The following is a 19,332-nucleotide window of genomic DNA, read 5'->3' as shown; positions in this document are numbered from 1 at the left end:
ACGCGCAAACGCGTTATTCGTAGCCGAGCTTGTGACTGACGATCGGCGCACAGAAGAGCGCCACCGCGCAGCCGATGACCTTGCCTTGCAGCTCGACGAACGCCGTATGCGAATCGGCGACGAAAATCACTTCGAGCAGTTGCGGCAGGCAGAAGAACACCGCTGCGCCGATGAACCAGCGCGTCACTGCCGCAATGCGCCAGCCGTGCTGCGCGCCGATTCCCGCCGCCACCACGCGCGCGACGCCCAGCGCGACGAGCGAGCCGACCGCGAGCTGAGCGCGGACGTATTCATCGGGAAGGACGTGCCACATGGTCGTTTTCGCTTTTTTCTGGTGACTATGTTCGAGCATATGCGCAAGAAGCTCACCAGTATGTACGAGAAAACGCAGATCGTGAAGCGCGGCCCGCGCGGGGCCGCTTGCGGTCAGAACGTGTGCTCGGGACCGGGGAAGCTGCCGTCCTTCACCGCGCGCACATAGGCATCGACGGCCGCGAAAATGCTCGGCTGACCTTGCATGAAATCCTTGACGAAGCGCGGGCGCTTGCCGTGGAAAATGCCGAGCATGTCGTGCAGCACGAGCACCTGCCCGGAGCAGTCGACGCCCGCGCCGATGCCGATCGTCGGGATCGCGAGAGTTTCGGTGACTTCGCGCGCGAGCAGCGTCGGCACGGCTTCGATCACGACAAGCTGCGCGCCCGCTTCCTGCAGCGCGATGGCGTCGCGCTTCATCTGCTGCGCCGCCGCTTCGGACTTGCCCTGAACCTTGAAGCCGCCGAACGCATGCACCGATTGCGGCGTGAGCCCGACGTGCCCGCACACCGGAATCGAGCGCTCGACGAGAAAGCGCACGGTCTCCGCGAGCCATTCGCCGCCTTCGATCTTCACCATCTGCGCGCCGGCGCGCATCAGCTGCACGGCGTTCGCATAGGCATCTTCTTTCGATCCGATCGTGCCGAACGGCATGTCCGCCACGATCAGCGCGCTGCGGTTGCCGCGCGCGACCGACGCCGTGTGATACGCGATGTCGGCGAGCGTGACGGGCAGCGTCGTGTGATGACCTTGCAGCACGTTGCCGAGCGAGTCGCCGATCAGCATGACATCGACGCCTGCGCGCTCTAGCAGCGCCGCGAAGCTCGCGTCGTAGCATGTCAGCATCGCGATGCGCTCGCCTGTCTCGCGCATGGCCTGGAGCTTGGGGACGGTGATCGTCGAGCGATTCGTTTCCTGCAGATACGTCATGATGATTTCACTAGAGAGAGCGTGATCGGGCTACAAGACTATAAGCTCAGGCCGAAACGCCTTTGACAAAGAATTCCTTGCGCCCGCGCATCGTCCCGATGCGATCGAGCAGAAGCGCGAGATCTTCATCCGATGCAATCGGATTCAGGTGCTCCGCGTTCACCGTGAGCAACGGCGTCGCGTCGTAGTGATAGAAGAACTCGTTGTAGGCATCGCAGAGCGCGCGCAGATAGGAGTCCGAGATTTGCAGCTCCATCGGCAGGGCGCGCTTCTGAATGCGCGCGAACAGCACTTCCGGGCTCGCCTGCAGATAGATGACGAGATCGGGCGCGGGGCCGCTCGAATGAATGCGCGAGGCGACGTCCTTGTAGAGCTGGAACTCGTCGTCGGGCAGCGTGAGGCGCGCGAACAACTCGCTCTTCTGAGTGACGAAGTCGGTCATCAGCGTCGCGCCGCTCATCGTGATATCGGCGGCTTCCTGCGTCTGCGACGCACGCTGCAACGCGAAGCTCAACTGCGTGGCGAGCGCGTGGCGCGTCGTGTCGCGATAGAAACGCTCGAGAAACGGATTGTCCTGCGGACGCTCGAACAGCGTGCGCATCGACCAGCGTTCGGCGAGCAGCGTCGCGAGCGTGGTCTTGCCGACGCCGATCGGGCCTTCGATCGCAATGTAGCGATGCGGCGGCCGCAGTTGCGGCGCGGTGACGGTGAGTGGCGGAACGCTCATCGGCAATCTGTCTTGTTGGTAAGGGCGGCGCTGGCGTTCGATGTACCAGCCATGCACTGGCACGTCGCGACTTTCTCGATGCGCTGATCGGCGACGCCCGCGATGAACGCATCCGCGCGGCCGCGTTGAGGAAGAATGAGCTCGGGTTCGAGCTCGACGAGTGGCACGAGCACGAAGGCGCGTTCGGTCATGCGCGGATGCGGCACGACGAGATCCGCTTCGTCGATGCTCGATGCGCCGAACAGCAGGATATCCAGATCGAGCGTGCGCGGCGCATTGCGATAGGGCCGCTCGCGCCCGAACTGCTCTTCGATGTGATGACACAGACGCAGAAGCGATCGCGCCGGCAGACTCGTTTCGAGCTTGACGACGCAATTGAAGTAATCGTCGCCCGATGCATCGATCGGCGCGGTGCGATACACGCTCGATTTCGCGAGCACGGTGATCGTGTGCTGCTGGGCGAGACACACGACTGCGTCTTTCAGGGTCTGGCGCGCATCGCCGAGATTCGCTCCCAGGCCCAGATAAGCAATCGTCATGGCAGAAGTCCTACGCGTAGGTTGCAGCGAAAGGCGCGAAAGCTACATCGCTCTCTCGCTACTGTAACCAAATCCGGCCTTACCCGTTGTCGGCGTCGCCGGCGTCTTCGCGCTTGATTGCCACATCGGGCATTGCTTCGCCTTCGCTTCCCTGTGCGGCCTGCTCAGTAGGCTCACCGGACCGGCGCTTCGCGTTGCTGCGACGCCGCCGCTTCTTCGGGCCGCTCTTCTCCTTACCGCCTTGCGACAACAGCGCTTCGCGTTCGGCGTGATCGCCGCTGATGAAATCGCTCCACCATTGACCGACTTCGGCATCGAGCTCGCCCGATTCGCAACGCAGTAGCAGGAAATCATACCCCGCTCTGAATCTTTGGTGTTCCAGCAGCTTCAGTGCGCCGCGGCCGCGTTTTTCCAGCCGATGCTGAAGGCCCCAGATCTCGCGCATGTCCGACGAGAAGCGCTTGTGGATCGCGAGCTTTTCGGTCTGCATGTCGAGCACGTCGTCCATCGCGCGATGCAGCGCGGGCACCGGATATTCGCCATTGGCGGTGAATTGCTGCCAGCGAGTCTGCACGTCATGCCACAAGAGCGTGGCGAACAGAAAGCCCGGCGAAACCGGCTTGCCCGCGCGCACGCGCTCGTCGGTGCTGGTGAGCGCGAGCGTGACGAACTTCTCGCCGTGAGGCTGTTCGAGCACGACATCGAGCAACGGCAGCACGCCATGATGCAGGCCTTCCTGACGCAGCCGCGTGAGACAGGCGAGCGCGTGACCGGACAGCAGCAGCTTCAGCATCTCGTCGAAGAGACGCGCGGCCGGCACGTTGTTCATCAGGTCCGCGAGATCCTTGATGGGCGCGCGCGTGGCTTCGTCGATCTCGAAGCCGAGCTTCGCCGCGAAGCGCACGACGCGCAGCATGCGCACCGGATCTTCGCGATAGCGCGTGGCCGGATCGCCGATCATGCGCAACAGGCGCGCGCGGATATCGGCCATGCCGTCGTGATAATCCAGCACGGTTTGCGTGGCCGGATCGTAGTACATCGCGTTGATGGTGAAATCGCGGCGCGTGGCATCTTCGTGCTGCTCGCCCCAGACGTTGTCGCGCAGCACGCGGCCGCTCGAATCGACGGCGTGCGTGCGGCCATCGAGTTCGCCGCGCTTGAGGCGCCGCGGCGGTTCGGCGGACGGCTCCTGCGGCACGTCCATGAGCGCGCGGAACGTCGATGTCTCGATGATCTCCTGCCCGAACTGCACGTGCACGATCTGAAAGCGCCGCCCGATGATGCGCGCACGGCGGAACAGCTTCTGCACCTGATCGGGCGTGCCATCGGTGGCGACGTCGAAGTCTTTCGGCGCTACGCCGAGCAGCAGATCGCGCACCGCGCCGCCGACGATGAACGCGCGATGCCCCGCGTGCTGCAGGCCTTCGGTGACGCGCACGGCGTTCTTCGAGATCAGCGACGGATCGATGCCGTGAATCTCCGACGACAGGATCACCGGCACGTTCGGGTCGCGCCTCACGGGCGCGGCGGCTTTCTTGCGCGTGCTCTTGCGAGCGGGTTTTGCGTCGGGCGAAGCAGTCGGAGTGTCGTTCGCCGCGCCTTCGTTGCCTGCGTCGGCAGGGGCGCTTTCTTGCCCGAACAGCTTGCGGATGAGTTTTTTAATCACGTGTGTCGAACAGGTTCAGGATGCGCCAGCCTTTGGCTTGCGCGTGCGCGCGCAGGGTGTCGTCGGGATTGGTCGCGACCGGGTCGGTGACGCGCTCGAGCAGCGGGATGTCGTTGTGCGAGTCGCTGTAGAAATAGCTGTGCCTGAAGTCGCCGAGCGTCTTGCCGATCGACGCGAGCCATTCCTCGACGCGCACGATCTTGCCTTCGCGATAACTCGGCGTGCCGGTGGGCCGGCCGGTGAGCGCGCCCGCCGGATGGTTGCCGACGGTTTCGACTTCGCAGGCGATCAGCGTTTCGATGCCGAAGGCTTCCGCGATCGGCGCGGTGATGAACGCGTTGGTCGCGGTGACGAGGCAGCACAGATCGCCTTCGTCCTGATGCTCGCGCACGAGCGTGACGGCGGCCGGCACGATGCGCGGATTGATCACCTCGCGCATGAACTGGGCGTGCCAATCGGTCAGTTGCTCGCGCGAGTATTTTGCGAGCGGTGCGAGCATCGCATGCAGATACGCGTTGATGTCGAGCACGCCCGCCTTGTAATCGGCGTAAAAGGCATCGTTCTGACGCGCGAAGGATTCCGCTTCGACGATGCCGAGTTTCATCATGAAGCGACCCCATTCGTGGTCGCTGTCGGTGGGAATGAGCGTGTGGTCGAGATCAAAGAGGGCGAGGTTCATGGGTGCGCATTTTACTTGAAGCGGGTCGGAGCGTTGTCCGGCGCGGCGCAAGCGGAATCCGCGGCCGGTGTCTGGGCGGGCGGATCGTCCGTTGCGATCGAAGCGAGCGGCGCGGCGCGTCCGGTTTGCTGGAGCATCGCGCGCAGGAGAGGGCGCGTCACCGCGCGCTTTTGTTCCAGCGAGAAGCGGTCGAGCTCGTCGAGCAGCGCCATGAGGCTCGGCATGTCGCGCCGGAAATGCGTGAGCAGATAGCCGGGCACGTCTTCCGCCAGCACGATGCCGCGCTCGCGCGCCGCGTGTTTCAGCACCGAGGCCTTCGCATCGTCCGAAAGCGGCTGGAGATGGAACACGAGGCCCCAGCCGAGACGCGTGCGCAGGTCTTCGCGCACCGTGAGCGCGAGCGGCGCGTCGTTGCCGGTCGCGACGAGCGCGCTGGTCGGGTGCGCGCGCACTTCGTTGAAGAGGTTGAAGAGCGCGATCTGCTGGGCGGGCGACAGGCGGTCGCAATCGTCGATGGCATAGAGCGTCACGCGCGGATCGAAGCCGAATGCGTTGAGCGCGCTTTGCGGGCTCAGATAGCGCGCATGGCCGTTCGCTTCGTGCGTGAGCGCCTGCAGCAAGTGGCTGCGGCCGCTGCCCGGCTCGCCCCACACGTAGAACGTGCGGTCCGCGACGGGGCCCGCCGCGAGCGCGCCTTCGAGCTCGCGCAGCCGCGCGATCACCTCGTGATTGCCGGCGGCGAAGAAATTGTCGAAAGTGGCGGGCGGCGGCGTGCCCAGATCGAGCGTCAGTTGGCGTTGCACGGGGAGATCGGTGTCGTCGGGCCTTGCGTCGGGCATATCTTGAAAACCGGCAGATGAGCCATGCGGGCGCGCGCAAAGCCGCTTCGGACCGTTCCGCGCGCGTTTCGCGGCTACGCTCGTTCGATCACGCTGGATCTCGAAAAGAGCGCCGCCGGCGCATGTCGTGCGCGCGGGAAATCCGGTCGTCGGGTCATCATCGGGTAAAATCGCATTTTACCGACCTTCTCGCACTCCCCCCATGAATCAACCGAAATCCGCCTCTGACACCCAGGGTTTGTCGTACCGCGACGCGGGTGTGGACATCGACGCGGGCGATGCGCTCGTCGACCGCATCAAGCCGTTTGCCAAAAAGACGTTGCGCGATGGCGTGCTGGGCGGCATCGGCGGATTCGGCGCGCTGTTCGAGGTGCCGAAGAAGTACAAGGAGCCGGTGCTCGTGTCGGGCACGGACGGCGTCGGCACCAAGCTGCGCCTCGCGTTCACGCTGAACCGGCATGATACCGTCGGCCAGGATCTCGTCGCGATGAGCGTGAACGATATTCTCGTGCAGGGCGCCGAGCCGCTCTTTTTCCTCGATTACTTCGCGTGCGGCAAGCTGGATGTCGATACGGCCGCGGACGTCGTGAAGGGCATCGCGCAGGGTTGCGAATACGCGGGCTGCGCGCTGATCGGCGGCGAGACGGCGGAAATGCCCGGCATGTATCCGGACGGCGAGTACGATCTGGCCGGTTTCGCGGTCGGGGCGGTGGAAAAGAGCAAGATCATCGACGGCAGCACCATCAAGCCGGGCGATGTTGTGCTGGGGCTCGCGTCGAGCGGGATTCATTCGAACGGTTATTCGCTGGTGCGCAAGATCATCGAGCGCGCGAATCCGGATCTGAACGCCGATTTCGACGGCCGCTCGCTCGCCGATGCGTTGATGGCGCCCACGCGCATCTACGTGAAGCCGCTGCTTTCCGCGATGCAGAGCGTCACGGTGAAGGGCATGGCGCATATCACGGGCGGCGGTCTCGTCGAGAATATTCCGCGCGTGCTGCGCGAAGGGCTGACGGCGGAGCTGGATCATCGCGCGTGGCCGTTGCCGCCGCTCTTCGCGTGGCTGCAGAAGCACGGCGGCGTGGCGGATGCGGAGATGCATCGCGTGTTCAACTGCGGCATCGGGATGGCGGTGATCGTCGCGGCGGAAGATGCCGATGCGGCTATCGGCTTGCTGTCGGGTGCGGGGGAGCAGGTCTGGAAGATCGGCGTCGTGCGCGAGAGCAAGGAAGGGGAGGCGCAGACGGTGGTGGTTTGAGTCAGCCGCTCCGTCTGGTCGCATGAAAAACCCTCGCTGCGTGCGAGGGTTTTTCGTTTTGCGAGCCTACGCGCCAGCAGCCCGCTCCACCGCCTCCACCGCCCGCTCCGTCGCGTCCCCCGCGCAGCAATCCACGACGATGCGTTCCGGCATCGCCCTCAACCAAGTCAACTGCCGCTTGCACAACTGCCGCGTCGCGAACACGCCCTTGTCGCGCATTTCGTCGTAGGCGAACGCGCCGTCGAGATACTCCCACGCCTGCCGATAGCCGACGCAACGCATCGACGGCATCGAAAGATTCAGATCGCCGCGTGCACGCAACGCGCGAACTTCGTCGATGAAACCATGCGCGAGCATCGCATCGAAGCGCGCCTCGATACGCTTGTGCAGCACCGCGCGATCCGACGGCTCCAGCGCGACCGGCACGAAGCGATACGGCGTATCCGCGTCCTGTGAACGCGGCGCGGCGAGCAGCGCGGACATCGGCTTGCCAGAGAGCATGAAAATCTCGAGCGCGCGCTGAATGCGCTGAGAATCGGTCGGTGCGAGCCGCGCGGCCGTCTGCGGATCGACAACGGCGAGACGCGCATGCAACGCTGGCCAGCCATCGCGCTCGGCGTCGGCATCAAGCGCGGCGCGCACGTCGGCATCGGCGGAAGGCAGATCGTTGAGGCCCTGCGTGAGCGCCTTGTAGTACAGCATCGTGCCGCCGACCAGCAACGGCACCTTGCCACGAGCAACGATCTCGCCGACGAGCCGCAGCGCGTCCGCGCGAAACTGCGCGGCGGAATACGTGTCGGCGGGATCGATGATGTCGACGAGATGATGCGGCGCCGCCGCGCGTTCCTCAGCGCTCGGCTTGGCCGTGCCGATATCCATCTCGCGATAGACGAGCGCCGAATCCACACTGACGATCTCGACCGGATGCCGCGCCGCGAACGCGAGCGCGGCGGCGGTCTTTCCAGACGCCGTCGGACCGAGCAGACAGGCTACCGGCAAGAGGCTCATTGTCCGCGCATGAAAAGCCGGTCGAGATCGGCGAGCGTCAGTTGATACCACGTCGGCCGGCCGTGATTGCACTGATCCGCGCGCTCGGTCGCTTCCATCTGGCGCAGGAGCGCGTTCATTTCATCGAGCGTGAGGCGGCGATTCGCGCGCACCGCGTTGTGGCAGGCGAGCGTGCCGAGCAGTTCGTGCTGGCGTTCGGTCAGCACGCGCGAGCCGCCGTAAGCCTGCAGATCGGCGAGCACGGCGCGCGCGAGCGATTGCAGATCGGCGTCCTTCAGGAGCGCGGGCACGGCGCGAATCGCAATCGACGTTGGCGAAAGCACCGCGAGATCGAAGCCAAGCGCATCGAGCGTGTCGCGCTCTTCCTCGACGATGCCGATCTCGACCGGCTCGGCCGTCATCGACACAGGAATCAGCAGCGGCTGCACTGCGATCGCGCGATCGGCGAGCGCGTGCTTGAACTGCTCGTAGAGAATGCGCTCGTGCGCCGCGTGCATGTCGACGATCACGAGTCCGCGTGCGTTCTGCGCCAATACATAGATGCCGTGAATCTGGCCGACGGCAAAGCCGAGCGGCTGTTCGTCGCTGCCACTGAGCGGAGCGTGGTAAGCGGGCGTTTCGTCCGATGCCCACGCCACAGCCGGCGACGGTTCATCGCGCGTGGTCGTCGCGTCAAGCGTACCCGCGCCGGCATCCTTGCGGCCGAAGAGCGCGTCGTAAAGCGCGAGCGGCTGCGCGACCGGCAGCGTGCCCTGTGTCATGCGCGACTGACGCATCCATGTCGAGCCGTTCTCGCTTTTCAGGCTCAGCGTTTCGGGCGCGCTGGTGAAAGGCTTCGCGCTGAACGATGCCGGCCCGGTCGGCTGCAACTGCGCCGCGTGCCCGCCCGATGTCGTCTCCGGCGACGCGCCCGCATGCCGCGCGAGCGACCGCTGCACGGCGTGAAAGACGTACTGGTGAATCGAGCGTGAATCGCGAAAGCGCACTTCGATCTTCGACGGATGCACGTTCACATCGACCGACTTGGGCGGCAGATCGAGAAACAGCACGTACGCGGGATAGCGGTTGCCGTGCAGCACGTCCTCGTACGCGGCGCGCACGGCGTGCGTGAGCAGCTTGTCGCGCACGAAGCGGCCGTTCACGAAGAAATATTGCTGATCGGCGCGGCCGCGGCTCGCGGTCGGCAAGCCCGCGCAGCCATAGACGGCGAGCGGCCCGGCGCGCTCGTCGAGCGGCAGATGCGATGTTTCGAATACCTCGCCGAGAATCTTCGCGACGCGCGCCTGCGGATCGCTCGCGTTCCAGTGCTCGACAGCCTTGCCGTTGTGCATCACCGAAATCGCCACGTCTGGCCGCGCAAGCGCCGTGCGCCGGATCACTTCCAGGCAATGCCCGAGCTCGGTCTGCTCGCTTTTCAGGAACTTGCGGCGCGCGGGCGTGTTGAAGTACAGCTCGCGCACTTCCATCGTGGTGCCGACGGTGCCCGCGGCGGGCGAAATCGCGCCCGTTTGCGCGTCGATGCGCGTCGCGTGCGGGCAGCTTTCGGTGCGGCTCGTGATGAACAACTCGGCGACCGACGCGATCGAGGCGATCGCCTCGCCGCGAAATCCGAGCGTGGCGACGGCTTCGAGCTCGGCGAGCGAGCGGATTTTGCTCGTCGCGTGGCGCATAAGCGCGAGCGCAAGTTCGTTCGGCGGAATGCCGTAGCCGTCGTCGGCGACCACGATGCGTTTCACGCCGCCTTCGTCGAGTGTGATGCGCAGCGTGCGCGCGCCCGCGTCGAGTGCGTTTTCCAGCAGTTCCTTGACGACCGATGCCGGCCGCTCCACGACCTCGCCCGCCGCGATCTGGCTGATGAGCTGGTCGGGCAGCGGGGCGATGGCGCGCGAACGGCGCGCGTCATCGCCTGTCAAAGTGGCTGCCGGGCCGTCGACTGCGGCGCCGGCGAAGGGTTCGTTGAAATCGGCCATGACGAAATTATAACGTTCGCGACCCATCGCCTTCTTCGCGCGTCCGCATCCGTCCAGGTCCGCCAACCTGCCGCATGTGGGCGTTCGGACACGGTTTTTTAACCGTCGCGACGCGTCACTTCGGTATCATGGCGCGACTCCCACGTTCGTTGCCGATGCGCCTTTTTTGCGGCGCCGGCGCATTTTTTTTCGAGGAAAGCTTTTTGGACACGCTGCTGCAATTCCTGGGACTCATCCTTCACATCGACAAGTCGCTCGGTGTCTTCATCCAGAATTACGGCGCCTGGGTCTACGCGGTCCTGTTCCTGATCGTGTTCTGCGAAACCGGGCTCGTCGTGTTTCCGTTCCTGCCGGGCGATTCGCTGCTGTTCATCGGCGGCGCGTTCGCCGCATCGCACGAGATGGATCTGTTCGCGCTGATCGCGCTGCTGCTCGTCGCGGCGATCGTCGGCAACACGGTGAATTACTGGATCGGGCGCGCGATCGGACCGAAAGTCTTCGACACGAACATTCCCGTGCTCGAACGCTTTCTCGACCGGGCGGCGCTTCAGAAGACGCATAACTTCTACGAGAAACACGGCGGCAAGACCATCGTGATCGCGCGCTTCGTGCCGGTGGTGCGGACCTTCGCGCCGTTCGTCGCGGGTGTGTCGTCGATGAGTCACGCGCGCTTTCAACTCTTCAATATTATGGGCGCGCTCATCTGGGTGCTGCTGCTGGTGTTGCTCGGCTACTTCTTCGGCAACATTCCGTTCATCAAGCAGTATCTGAACGTGATCGTGCTGGTGGGTATCGGTGCGGCGATCGTGCCGATCGCGATCGGTGCGCTGTGGAAGATGAGCCGTCGTAATTCGAAGGCCTGAGTTGAATCGACTGCCGCGAGGCCGCCGGACGACGGCCTCGCGAGCGCCGTGCGCCGCTTTAGCGGCGGCGGAACAGGCGGACGATGAAAAGCAGTACCACCGCGCCGATGACGGCCGTGATCAGCGTCCCGAAGATGCCGCCGCCGAATGAGACGCCGAGCGTGCTGAAGAGCCATCCACCGATGACACCGCCGACGATGCCGACGATGATATCGACGATCACGCCGAAGCCGCTGCCGTTCATGATGAGACCGGCGAGCCAACCGGCGACGCCGCCGATGATCAGACTGAGGATGATGCCGTGTTGCATGATTTGCATGCGCTGAGACTCCTGTGAAATTGAGGGTGGCGGGATGCGGGCGGAACCCTGCACCCGGGCGCGGGGAATGTAGCGGAAATGACGGCAGCGGGGGCATGATGACTGTCACAGATTGTCAATCCCGCCGGGTGCGATGGTCCTCGACGGCACACGCCGCGAGCTCTGGCGGTATACGTCAAAAATTTAGAATGCCAAACGGTTATGTCGGCCATTTCGCGAAGTGTGTCGTTTAGGTCACTGCGACGAAATTGGTTCTGTAATGTTTTATGCTGGCGGGGTTTGTGTTTCTTCAGATTTTGGGATTCGTTTGGGGCGAGCGGGTACGAGCGGTGGCGAAGGCGTTCGCCGTTCTCGCGCTCACGGCGCCGATATCGGGCTGCGGCATCTTTCAATGCTTCGGCACCGCGATATACGGCGTCGCTGTGAACATTTGTTCGTGATGAGGGCGCCGCGTGCGAGCGCGGCAGACAAGTTAGAAGAGTCAAGACGACGAGCATGGAAAAGCTGGTGATGGTGCACAAGAAAGCATGCGGACCGAAGCCCCGCGCGGTGATCGCGAGCGTGACGCTCGTGGCGGCGATTGCAGCCGGATTGGCAGGATGTACATCGACGCCGCGCACGCCCGCGCCGATCGTCGAGAATTCGGCGCTGAGCGCGCCGCCGGTCGTGCAGAGCACGTCGCCAAGCGTGACGCCGGCGCCGGTCGTGCCGCTCGGGCCGGCCACGGGCGCGTCGACATCCGTCGAGCCGGGTCTCTACCGCGTGAAGCCGGGCGATACGCTCTACGCCATTTCGCGCAACTTCAAGCAGAAGCCCGCCGATCTGGCGAAGTGGAACAATCTGCCCGAAAGCAGGCAGGTCAATGTCGGGCAGGTGCTGCGCGTGACACCGCCGGGCGCATCGGTGACGGCGAGCACCGCCGCCGCGGCATCCACGCCGTCGAAGATGGCGCAGCCGCCGCTCTTGCCCACGCCGGAAAAATCGGTAGCCCAGAAGCCGGCTGCGGAAAAACCCGCGGCGAGTGAAGAGCATCAGCCCGCCGTTTCCGCGAGCGCACCCAAGGGCACGTTTGTCTGGCCCGTGCACGGCGAAGTCGTGCGCAAGTTCGGTGCGAGCGGCAACAAGGGCATCGATATCGAGGGCAAGGTCGGGCAACCCGTCAAGGCGGCTGCGGCCGGCAAGGTCGTGTACGCGGGCAGCGGCCTGCGCTCCTATGGGCGCATGATCATCGTCAAACACGGCAACGACTATCTGACCGCTTATGCCTACAACGAGAAACTGCTCGTGAAGGAAGGCGATTCCGTCAAGCAGGGCGCCACGATCGCCGATATGGGCACCGGACCGAGCGGCACGCCGGCGTTGCATTTCGAAGTGAGAAAGTCGGGCGCCGCGGTCGATCCGATGCCGCTGCTCGGCGCCACCGGCGGCTGATCCGGCGCGCGCGGAAAGGGAGTATCGAGGTGAAAAAGACCGTGATTGCCGCGCTGGCCGCGGCAGTGTCGATGTCGCTGCTGTCCGGCTGCGATCAGCAGCAGAGCGAGGAAGGGTTGAACAAGCTCAAGGCGTTTTTCAATGCGGTGAAGCCGGACAACCTGCTGCTCAAGAACCTGCAGCCGGGCGTCACGACCGAAGCGCAGATTCGCGATCAGATGGGCGAGCCCGAGACCGAGCGCACCTTCACCGATGGCAGCAAGCGGCTCGAATATCCGCGCGGACCGGCGGGCACGAACACCTATATGGTCGATCTCGATGCGAACGGCCGCTTCGTCTCCGTGACGCAAGTGCTGACCGCGGAGAATATTGCGAAGGTGCGGCCCGGCATGACGATGGACGAAGTCCGCAGACTGCTCGGCAAGCCGACCGAGATCGCGGAGTACCGGCTGAAGAAGGAGCGCGTCTGGAGCTGGCATTGGCTCGAGGACGGTGTCAATCAGGACGCCATGTTCAACGCGCATTTCGGACCCGACGGCACTGTCGTGACGACGTCGCGCTCCGAGTCGATCCGCGGCGGCCAGCGCTGATCTCAGACATACGTACGATGAGCGATTTCTCTTTCTCCGACACCCGCCTTCGCCTGATGGACGAAGCGGCAAGCTATCGCGAGCAGATGCTCAAAAAAGCCGGTCAGAAACCGGTTCCGATCTGGGAATGCGGGCGCGGTCATCGCTGGGACAAGACGCTCGACATCGCGCAGAACGTGCGCTGCATGAATTGCGCGTCCGAGCGGCGTGACCTGGAGACCAGGCGTCTGCGAGAACTGGCGGACGTGCGCGGCGGCATGCTGCTTTCGCACCGCTATGTGGACGCCGCGACGCCCCTGAACTGGAAATGCGCCTACGGCCATGTGTGGGACGCCCATCCCGACGCGGCGTCGCGTCACTGGTGCGCCCAATGCGCGCGGATGGTGTTTGCCAGCTATCGCTGACTCTGGCTCAGTCGCCGTTCAGCGCCGCGATCAGTTCGTCCGTCGTCAGTAGCGCGTGCGCGAAGGTGCGCGCGTTGATTTCGTGTGCGGCGTGCAGCGCTTCGTCGGAGAAGGCGGCGGACATCGCAAACCGTGCAACGCGGGCATCGTGTGCATCGCGGAAAAAGAAAAAGCCGGCGAATGCCGGCTTTTGAGCTTCTTTGTCGGGACGATGGCTTCCTTCACCTGCTACTCGCCGCGTCGTTGGCAAAAACTCGCGCTTTGATTTTCTTGTTGCGCTTTGCTTTCACTCACGACCCGGCGCAGTGCCGTCCTTCCTGTTCTTCGGTCTCTCGGCGCGTTCTGCTGCTTCCCCCCGTGCGCTGGAATGAGTATTGCCGACGTCGTGTCATAACAATGTACGCTCGCAAACACATTCGCAAATTGATAAGCGTATTGGGGGAAAGTCCTGATTCGCGTCCGGTCTTCAGCCTGCCGACGACACCGGCTGCGCATGCCCGATGCCGGAACGCATGTTCGCCGCGACGAGCGATTGCGTGACCATGCTCGCTTCGGCCTGCGCGATATGTTCGAGCGTCGCTTCTTCGAGTTGCTGCGCGAACACGTCGAGCGCAGCACAAAGCCGGGCGTATTCGTCCGCGTCGAGCGACCACGCCGCGTCGGCCGCGTGACGTGCGTCGAGTGCGACGAGCGTTTCGTGCGCGAGCGTGATCTCGTGCTCGGCCTCCGGCGCATGGCCGAGCTGGCACAACTCCTCCGCGACCAGCATGTGACGGCAGAGCGACAGGAAAAGCGGCTGCGAGCCATGTCCGCGATGAAACGCGTCGAGCGCCGCATAGCATTGCAGCAGCATCGCGTCGATCATCGGCTCGCGCGCCGCACGGCTGTAAGTCAGTGCGCGCAGCAGCGGCGACATCGCCGGACGGCTGGACTTCTTGTTCGTCGTTTTCTTCTTCACGACAGTGCTCCCGAAAAATGCGGACTCGATGCGTTGAACGTTGAAAGCATCATCGCACTGGAAAATTAGGTGCGTCTTAAGGCTTGCGACCGCTTTTTTCACGCAGGCGTCAGCGTCTCGCCGGACACATGCACCTTCTGGCCGACCGCCACGCCAGGCGCAGCCTCGTAGTTGAAGCTGCGCACGCTGCCGTCGTTCATGCGGACCTGCACCTGATACGTCGTCGCCTTGTGAACCGCGTGCTCGATCTGATTGCCCGCCAGCCCGCCGCCGATCGCGCCGATGATCGTCGCCGCCGTGCGTCCTCGGCCATTGCCGATCTGCGTGCCCGCGAGCCCGCCGACCACCGCGCCACCGACCGCTCCGAGGCCGGTCGTCGGCTGCGCGGTCTGCACGGCGTTCACGGCGGTCACTTCGCCAGCGTACGGATCGTAGGCAGGCGCGGCGGCCGGTGCGTAGGAAGCGCTCGACTGTTCGGGCGCGGGACGATGAACCGGCGTCGGATGATGTCCGCGCACGGCGCGCGGCAGCGAAGCGGGCTGTTGCGGCGCGGATTGCGTCACGGGCTTCGCAGCAGGCTCGGTCGCGGGCTTGGCCGTTTGCGCATCGACGAGCGGCGAGGCCGTCACGGCGGTTGCCGTCGCCTTCGACGATGGCAGCAGGCCCGTCATCGCCGCGATGCCCGTGCCGCACGCGAGGATGACCGACACGGCGGCGGCCGCGACGAGCGGGTGAATGCGGGACGGCTTCGTTTGAATCTCGGTTGCGGCGGTCATGGCAGCGACTCCTGTGGATGCCTGCCAGCTATAACGCCGCGCAACGCGAGCGGTGTACGCGACTGCTGTGACATTTGTAAGCAAAACTCGCAGCGATGCGGTCTCAGGACGCGGCTAAGGGTGAATACATATGTTGCGTTAATTTTGTCGATGGCAACATATGTATCATTCCATCCTGAAAAGAGAACGCCATGAAATCCACGCCGCTCGTCGCATCCGCTGTCGCGTTCGCCGCGCTTTCGCTCGTCACGGGCGCGAGCTACGGCCAGGACGGTCAGGCTACGCTCGCCAAGGTTCAGAGTGTCAATCTGATCGCGATCGGCCATCGCGAGACGTCCGTGCCGTTCTCTTATGTCGATGCGAACAACAATGTCATCGGCTTTTCGCAGGATTTGTGCAACAAGGTGATCGACGCGGTCAAGGCGAAAACGAAACACCCCGATTTACGCGTGCGCTTCATTCCGGTGACGTCGCAGAATCGCATTTCGCTCGTGCAGAACGGCACGGTCGATCTCGAATGCGGCGTGACGACCAATCTCACGTCGCGGCAGAACCAGGTCGCCTTCTCTGATACGTTCTTCGTCGCGACGACGCGTCTGCTCACGAAGAAGGATTCCGGCATCAAGGACTTTCCCGATCTCGCGGGCAAGACCGTCGTGACGAATCAGGGCACGACGTCCGAGCGCATTCTTCGCAAGATGAACGAAGAGAAGAAGATGAACATGAGCATCATCAGCGCGAAGGACTACGGGGAAGGGCGCGCGACGCTCGAGACCGGGCGCGCCGTCGCCTACATGATGGACGACGTGCTGCTCGCCGGCACGCGCTCGCTGACGGCGAAGCCTTCGGACTGGGTGCTCGTCGGCACGCCGCAGTCGTCGGAGGCGTACGGCTTCATGATGCGCAAGGACGATCCCGAGTTCAAGAAGCTCGTCGACGACGCGATGAGCCAGGTCATGAAAAGCTCCGAGATCAAGACCATGTACGACAAGTGGTTCATGAAACCCGTGCCGCCGAAGAACATCAACTTCGATTTCCCGATGAGCGAACAGATGCAGAAGCTCTACGCCGAGCCGAACGACAAGGCGTTCGAATAACGATCGTTCATTCCGCGAAGGGCAAGCTCGTTTGCCCTTCGGCGCGCATGCCGAATGTGTTGAGCGTCATCGCGACGAGCGCGTAATAGCCGAGCAGCCCGACGAGATTCACCACCACCGTATGACCGAAACGTGCGACGGCGGCGTCGTAGGTCGCGTCGCTCACGCGCTTCGTTTCATAGAGCTCGGTCGCGAAATCGTGGATGAGCTTGTCATCGGCATCGGCGAAAACGGGCGTCTGGCCGGTGCGCAGCGCTTCGGCGAGTTCGGCGGGCAGGCCGGCGTCGAGCGCGATCGGATGATGGATGTGCCATTCCGCCTGCGAGCGCCAGCGCGCCGCGGTCACCAGAATCGCGAGTTCCGAAAGGCGCAGCGGCAGGCCCGTCTTGTAGCGGCAGAATGCGCCCAGCTTTTGCGCGTTCTGCGCGAGCTCCGGGCTGAAGATCCAGCCGAGAAACGGACCGTTCAGATTGCCACGCGGTCCGCTCAGGATGTCCTGCAGCACGGCTTTCTGTTCGTCGGATGCGGTGGCAGTGTCGAAGTCGGGAAGTCGCTTGTTCATGGTCGTTCTCACTTGATGGAGGCAAGCGCGCCGTCGATCGCATCGGAAAGCCGCTCGACGATGGTTTCGATCTGCGCGGCCGTCGTGATGAACGGCGGCGCGATGAGCACGTGATCGCCGATCCGGCCATCGACGGTGCCGCCCATCGGATAGACCATGAGGCCGCGCTTCATCGCCTCGCTCTTGATGAGCGCGTGCAGCTTGTGCTTCGGATCGAACGGCGCCTTGCTCGCGCGATCCTGCACGAGCTCGACGCCGGTGAAGAGGCCGCGCCCGCGCACGTCGCCGATGAACGGGTGATTCGCATGGCGCTCGCGCAACAGCGTGCGCAGTTGCTCGCCACGGGCCTTCACGTTGTCGAGCAGCCTGTCTTCCGCGATGACCTTCTGCACTTCGAGCGCCGCCGCGCACGCCGTCGCGTGACCGATATAGGTATGACCGTGCTGAAAGAATCCCGAGCCGCCGACGATCGTATCGAAGATCTCGTTGGAGACGAGCGTCGCGCCGATCGGCTGATAGCCCGCGCCGAGTCCTTTCGCGATCGCGAGAATGTCGGGTTCGACGCCGTCTTCCTCGCACGCGAAGAGATATCCGGTGCGGCCCATGCCCGACATCACTTCGTCGAGAATCAGCAGCACGCCGTATTTGTCGCAGACCGCGCGGATCTTGCGGAAGTACTCGCGCACCGGCGGCACCGCGCCCGCCGTCGCACCGACGACCGTCTCCGCGACGAATGCCGCCACCGACTCCGGCCCGAGTTCGAGAATCTTCGCTTCGAGTTCGTCGGCGAGACGCTGCGCGAAGGCTTCGTCGCTTTCGCCCGCCTGCTGTTCGCGATACGCGAAGCAGGGCGTGACGTGATGCGCTTCGATGAGGATAGGCAGGAACGGCTCGCGGCGCCACGCGTTGCCGCCGATCGCGAGCGCGCCGAGCGTATTGCCGTGATAGCTCTGTCGCCGCGCGATGAAATGTCGCCGCTCGCGCTCGCCCTTCTCGACGAAATACTGGCGCGCGAGCTTCAGCGCCGCTTCCATCGCTTCCGAGCCGCCGGAGACGAAATACACGTGACCGAGATTTTTGGGCGCGTTGTCGACGAGAAAGTCAGCGAGTGCTTCGGCGGGTTCGGTCGTGAAGAACGACGTATGCGCGTAGGGCAATTGCTGCACCTGGCGCTGGATGGCTTCGATCACGCGCGGATGGCTGTGGCCGAGACACGAGACCGCCGCGCCGCCGCACGCGTCGATATAGCGCTTGCCGTCCGAATCGACGATCTCGATGCCGTCGCCGCGCACAGCGACGGGAAGCCTGGCGCGGGGCGCGCGATGAAATACCGTGGTCATGGTGCCTTGCCTTGTAAGTGCGTGCACAACACGCGATGTATCATTCTAGCTCAATAACAACATATGTTGTCAATGGCGCGTGCATCACAACGCACGCGCAGCCGCGATGCTGCGCGCGGCAAACGCGGGGATCGGCTAGCTTGCCGCGTAGGCGCCTTGCGAGTGGAGCGCGGCTTCGGCCTGTTCGAGATTGGCGATTGCGTCCTTGCCTTCGAGCGCGAGCAGTTGCGCGACCAGCATTTCGGCGAGCGCCGATGCCGCGACGAGCGACGGAAAGAACGACGGCGATTCGTGCGAGAAGATCAGCGTGTGATCCGCATTCAACGCGATGGGCGACACGGCGCTGTCGGTGAGCGCAATGAGTTTCGCGCCGCGCTCGATCGCCGCCTGCGCGACGCGCACCGCTTCGACGGAATACGGCGCGAAGCTGACGACGACCGCCGCGTGCCGCTTTTCGATGCCGCGCAACTGCATTTCGAGCGTGCCGGCTTCGCCCGAGATCAGGCTGACGGACGGACGAAACAGCCGATAGCCGTACAACAGACCAAACGCGACCGGATAGCACGAGCGAAAGCCCGCGACATGCACGTGCGGCGCCTTCTTCAATGTCTTCGCCGCTTCGACGACGTTTTCGGCGTTTTGCGCGAGCGTCAGCTCGAGGTTGTGCGCCTGGGCCTGGGCGAGATCGCGGCTGAGGTGATTGTCGGCGCCGCTTTTGACGAGCGAGCGCGCGCGGGCAGTCAGCGGTTCGGGGCGCGTGCGCACGCGGCTCACGAAGATCTCGCGCAACTCGTTCCAGCCGGGAAAACCGAGCTGCTGCGATAGGCGGACCATCGCGGCGGGCTGGACTTTTGCGCGCTCGGCGACCTTGCGCATCGAGAGGACGGCGACTTCGTCGGGATAGTCGAGCAGGAATGCGGCACCCGCCTGGAATTGCGGGCTCAGGTCGGGGAAGCGGTCGCGGATGGTCGCGGCGAGTTGATCGAAGGTGGGCACGTTGGGCTCGTGATGGGGCGCAGCGGATGCGCTATTTAAACACGACGCCGGCGGTTGACAGGCGTTTG

Annotated in this window: 21 protein-coding genes; 6 read left to right on the top strand and 15 right to left on the bottom strand. The window is 64.2% G+C overall.

Features of this window, described 5'->3' with window-relative positions; all coding sequences use genetic code 11:
* Positions 1 to 13 precede the first annotated feature (13 nt).
* The 7 genes from AWB74_RS17120 to hda form a co-directional block, all read right to left on the bottom strand.
* Positions 14 to 313, bottom strand: a complete 300-nt coding sequence (locus AWB74_RS17120; protein WP_061123738.1) for a hypothetical protein — start codon at positions 311 to 313, stop codon at positions 14 to 16.
* 113 nt (positions 314 to 426) lie between these two features.
* On the bottom strand, positions 427 to 1,242 hold the full coding sequence (panB, locus tag AWB74_RS17115; protein ID WP_061147930.1) for a 3-methyl-2-oxobutanoate hydroxymethyltransferase: 816 nt from the start codon (positions 1,240 to 1,242) through the stop codon (positions 427 to 429).
* A gap of 46 nt (positions 1,243 to 1,288) precedes the next feature.
* On the bottom strand, positions 1,289 to 1,969 hold the full coding sequence (locus AWB74_RS17110; RefSeq protein ID WP_061148034.1) for a deoxynucleoside kinase: 681 nt from the start codon (positions 1,967 to 1,969) through the stop codon (positions 1,289 to 1,291).
* Entirely contained in the window at positions 1,966 to 2,508 is a 543-nt protein-coding gene (gene folK, locus AWB74_RS17105) for a 2-amino-4-hydroxy-6-hydroxymethyldihydropteridine diphosphokinase (protein ID WP_061147929.1), read from the bottom strand. The genes AWB74_RS17110 and folK overlap by 4 nt, the downstream gene beginning before the upstream one ends.
* Positions 2,509 to 2,587: 79 nt before the next feature.
* Complete coding sequence (pcnB, locus tag AWB74_RS17100) at positions 2,588 to 4,174, bottom strand: polynucleotide adenylyltransferase PcnB (protein ID WP_061147928.1); 1,587 nt, start codon at positions 4,172 to 4,174, stop codon at positions 2,588 to 2,590.
* Positions 4,167 to 4,853 (bottom strand): histidinol-phosphatase, encoded by a 687-nt coding sequence (locus AWB74_RS17095; RefSeq protein ID WP_061147927.1) that lies wholly within the window; start codon positions 4,851 to 4,853, stop codon positions 4,167 to 4,169. Before AWB74_RS17095 ends, pcnB begins: the two co-directional genes overlap by 8 nt.
* A gap of 11 nt (positions 4,854 to 4,864) precedes the next feature.
* Entirely contained in the window at positions 4,865 to 5,692 is an 828-nt protein-coding gene (hda, locus tag AWB74_RS17090; RefSeq protein ID WP_327361975.1) for a DnaA regulatory inactivator Hda, read from the bottom strand.
* Between the two features lie 202 nt (positions 5,693 to 5,894).
* On the opposite strand from hda, the gene purM reads away from it, so the two are divergent.
* Entirely contained in the window at positions 5,895 to 6,950 is a 1,056-nt protein-coding gene (purM, locus tag AWB74_RS17085) for a phosphoribosylformylglycinamidine cyclo-ligase (RefSeq protein ID WP_061147926.1), read from the top strand.
* 66 nt (positions 6,951 to 7,016) lie between these two features.
* Here the strand turns inward: purM and miaA are convergent, their stop codons facing one another.
* Together miaA and mutL are read right to left on the bottom strand one after the other, a co-directional pair.
* Complete coding sequence (miaA, locus tag AWB74_RS17080; RefSeq protein WP_061147925.1) at positions 7,017 to 7,958, bottom strand: tRNA (adenosine(37)-N6)-dimethylallyltransferase MiaA; 942 nt, start codon at positions 7,956 to 7,958, stop codon at positions 7,017 to 7,019.
* Entirely contained in the window at positions 7,955 to 9,928 is a 1,974-nt protein-coding gene (gene mutL, locus AWB74_RS17075; protein ID WP_061148032.1) for a DNA mismatch repair endonuclease MutL, read from the bottom strand. Before mutL ends, miaA begins: the two co-directional genes overlap by 4 nt.
* Before the next feature lie 203 nt (positions 9,929 to 10,131).
* Here mutL and AWB74_RS17070 point away from each other — a divergent pair, with 203 nt between their 5' ends.
* Positions 10,132 to 10,791: a DedA family protein gene (locus tag AWB74_RS17070; protein WP_061148031.1), complete on the top strand. Its 660-nt coding sequence runs from the start codon at positions 10,132 to 10,134 to the stop codon at positions 10,789 to 10,791.
* 58 nt (positions 10,792 to 10,849) lie between these two features.
* On the opposite strand, the gene AWB74_RS17065 is transcribed toward AWB74_RS17070, so the two are convergent.
* Positions 10,850 to 11,101 (bottom strand): GlsB/YeaQ/YmgE family stress response membrane protein, encoded by a 252-nt coding sequence (locus AWB74_RS17065; RefSeq protein WP_061148030.1) that lies wholly within the window; start codon positions 11,099 to 11,101, stop codon positions 10,850 to 10,852.
* Between the two features lie 504 nt (positions 11,102 to 11,605).
* Between AWB74_RS17065 and AWB74_RS17060 the strand changes: the two genes are divergently transcribed.
* The 3 genes from AWB74_RS17060 (at position 11,606) to AWB74_RS17050 (ending at position 13,535) form a co-directional block, all read left to right on the top strand.
* The gene (locus AWB74_RS17060; protein ID WP_061147924.1) at positions 11,606 to 12,541 is read left to right on the top strand and encodes a peptidoglycan DD-metalloendopeptidase family protein; all 936 of its coding nucleotides are present in this window, start codon (positions 11,606 to 11,608) and stop codon (positions 12,539 to 12,541) included.
* A gap of 71 nt (positions 12,542 to 12,612) precedes the next feature.
* On the top strand, positions 12,613 to 13,131 hold the full coding sequence (gene bamE / locus AWB74_RS17055; protein WP_061148029.1) for an outer membrane protein assembly factor BamE domain-containing protein: 519 nt from the start codon (positions 12,613 to 12,615) through the stop codon (positions 13,129 to 13,131).
* Between the two features lie 17 nt (positions 13,132 to 13,148).
* Positions 13,149 to 13,535, top strand: coding sequence for a hypothetical protein (locus AWB74_RS17050; RefSeq protein WP_061147923.1), 387 nt, complete (start codon positions 13,149 to 13,151; stop codon positions 13,533 to 13,535).
* Positions 13,536 to 14,001: 466 nt separating this feature from the next.
* Here the strand turns inward: AWB74_RS17050 and AWB74_RS17045 are convergent, their stop codons facing one another.
* On the bottom strand, positions 14,002 to 14,493 hold the full coding sequence (locus AWB74_RS17045; RefSeq protein WP_087039066.1) for a hypothetical protein: 492 nt from the start codon (positions 14,491 to 14,493) through the stop codon (positions 14,002 to 14,004).
* A gap of 98 nt (positions 14,494 to 14,591) precedes the next feature.
* Positions 14,592 to 15,269 carry a glycine zipper 2TM domain-containing protein gene (locus tag AWB74_RS17040; RefSeq protein ID WP_061147922.1) on the bottom strand — a complete coding sequence of 226 codons (678 nt, stop codon included), beginning with the start codon at positions 15,267 to 15,269 and terminating at the stop codon, positions 14,592 to 14,594.
* A 191-nt stretch (positions 15,270 to 15,460) separates the two neighbouring features.
* Between AWB74_RS17040 and AWB74_RS17035 the strand changes: the two genes are divergently transcribed.
* Entirely contained in the window at positions 15,461 to 16,366 is a 906-nt protein-coding gene (locus AWB74_RS17035) for a glutamate/aspartate ABC transporter substrate-binding protein (RefSeq protein ID WP_061147921.1), read from the top strand.
* Between the two features lie 7 nt (positions 16,367 to 16,373).
* Here the strand turns inward: AWB74_RS17035 and AWB74_RS17030 are convergent, their stop codons facing one another.
* The 3 genes from AWB74_RS17030 to AWB74_RS17020 all read right to left on the bottom strand — a co-directional run bounded on the left by AWB74_RS17030 (position 16,374) and on the right by AWB74_RS17020 (position 19,264).
* Complete coding sequence (locus AWB74_RS17030; RefSeq protein WP_061147920.1) at positions 16,374 to 16,928, bottom strand: carboxymuconolactone decarboxylase family protein; 555 nt, start codon at positions 16,926 to 16,928, stop codon at positions 16,374 to 16,376.
* Between the two features lie 8 nt (positions 16,929 to 16,936).
* Positions 16,937 to 18,268, bottom strand: a complete 1,332-nt coding sequence (locus AWB74_RS17025; RefSeq protein ID WP_061147919.1) for an aspartate aminotransferase family protein — start codon at positions 18,266 to 18,268, stop codon at positions 16,937 to 16,939.
* Positions 18,269 to 18,403: 135 nt separating this feature from the next.
* Positions 18,404 to 19,264, bottom strand: coding sequence for a MurR/RpiR family transcriptional regulator (locus AWB74_RS17020; RefSeq protein WP_061147918.1), 861 nt, complete (start codon positions 19,262 to 19,264; stop codon positions 18,404 to 18,406).
* Between the last annotated feature and the right edge of the window lie 68 nt (positions 19,265 to 19,332).

Source organism: Caballeronia arvi (genome assembly GCF_001544695.2).
Lineage (GTDB): Bacteria > Pseudomonadota > Gammaproteobacteria > Burkholderiales > Burkholderiaceae > Caballeronia > Caballeronia arvi.
Note: the sequence above shows the minus strand (reverse complement) of the source record. Positions and strands in the feature narration are given on the sequence as shown.

What these genes read in the sequence shown, in the direction of transcription:
- AWB74_RS17120 (WP_061123738.1), bottom strand. Translation starts at nt 313, where the DNA reads ATGTGGCACGTCCTTCCCGATGAATACGTCCGCGCTCAGCTCGCGGTC.
- AWB74_RS17025 (WP_061147919.1), bottom strand. Translation starts at nt 18,268, where the DNA reads ATGACCACGGTATTTCATCGCGCGCCCCGCGCCAGGCTTCCCGTCGCT.
- AWB74_RS17060 (WP_061147924.1), top strand. Translation starts at nt 11,606, where the DNA reads ATGGAAAAGCTGGTGATGGTGCACAAGAAAGCATGCGGACCGAAGCCC.
- AWB74_RS17050 (WP_061147923.1), top strand. Translation starts at nt 13,149, where the DNA reads ATGAGCGATTTCTCTTTCTCCGACACCCGCCTTCGCCTGATGGACGAA.
- AWB74_RS17030 (WP_061147920.1), bottom strand. Translation starts at nt 16,928, where the DNA reads ATGAACAAGCGACTTCCCGACTTCGACACTGCCACCGCATCCGACGAA.
- bamE (WP_061148029.1), top strand. Translation starts at nt 12,613, where the DNA reads ATGTCGCTGCTGTCCGGCTGCGATCAGCAGCAGAGCGAGGAAGGGTTG.
- panB (WP_061147930.1), bottom strand. Translation starts at nt 1,242, where the DNA reads ATGACGTATCTGCAGGAAACGAATCGCTCGACGATCACCGTCCCCAAG.
- AWB74_RS17110 (WP_061148034.1), bottom strand. Translation starts at nt 1,969, where the DNA reads ATGAGCGTTCCGCCACTCACCGTCACCGCGCCGCAACTGCGGCCGCCG.
- AWB74_RS17065 (WP_061148030.1), bottom strand. Translation starts at nt 11,101, where the DNA reads ATGCAACACGGCATCATCCTCAGTCTGATCATCGGCGGCGTCGCCGGT.
- AWB74_RS17040 (WP_061147922.1), bottom strand. Translation starts at nt 15,269, where the DNA reads ATGACCGCCGCAACCGAGATTCAAACGAAGCCGTCCCGCATTCACCCG.
- purM (WP_061147926.1), top strand. Translation starts at nt 5,895, where the DNA reads ATGAATCAACCGAAATCCGCCTCTGACACCCAGGGTTTGTCGTACCGC.
- hda (WP_327361975.1), bottom strand. Translation starts at nt 5,692, where the DNA reads ATGCCCGACGCAAGGCCCGACGACACCGATCTCCCCGTGCAACGCCAA.
- mutL (WP_061148032.1), bottom strand. Translation starts at nt 9,928, where the DNA reads ATGGCCGATTTCAACGAACCCTTCGCCGGCGCCGCAGTCGACGGCCCG.
- miaA (WP_061147925.1), bottom strand. Translation starts at nt 7,958, where the DNA reads ATGAGCCTCTTGCCGGTAGCCTGTCTGCTCGGTCCGACGGCGTCTGGA.
- folK (WP_061147929.1), bottom strand. Translation starts at nt 2,508, where the DNA reads ATGACGATTGCTTATCTGGGCCTGGGAGCGAATCTCGGCGATGCGCGC.
- AWB74_RS17095 (WP_061147927.1), bottom strand. Translation starts at nt 4,853, where the DNA reads ATGAACCTCGCCCTCTTTGATCTCGACCACACGCTCATTCCCACCGAC.
- AWB74_RS17035 (WP_061147921.1), top strand. Translation starts at nt 15,461, where the DNA reads ATGAAATCCACGCCGCTCGTCGCATCCGCTGTCGCGTTCGCCGCGCTT.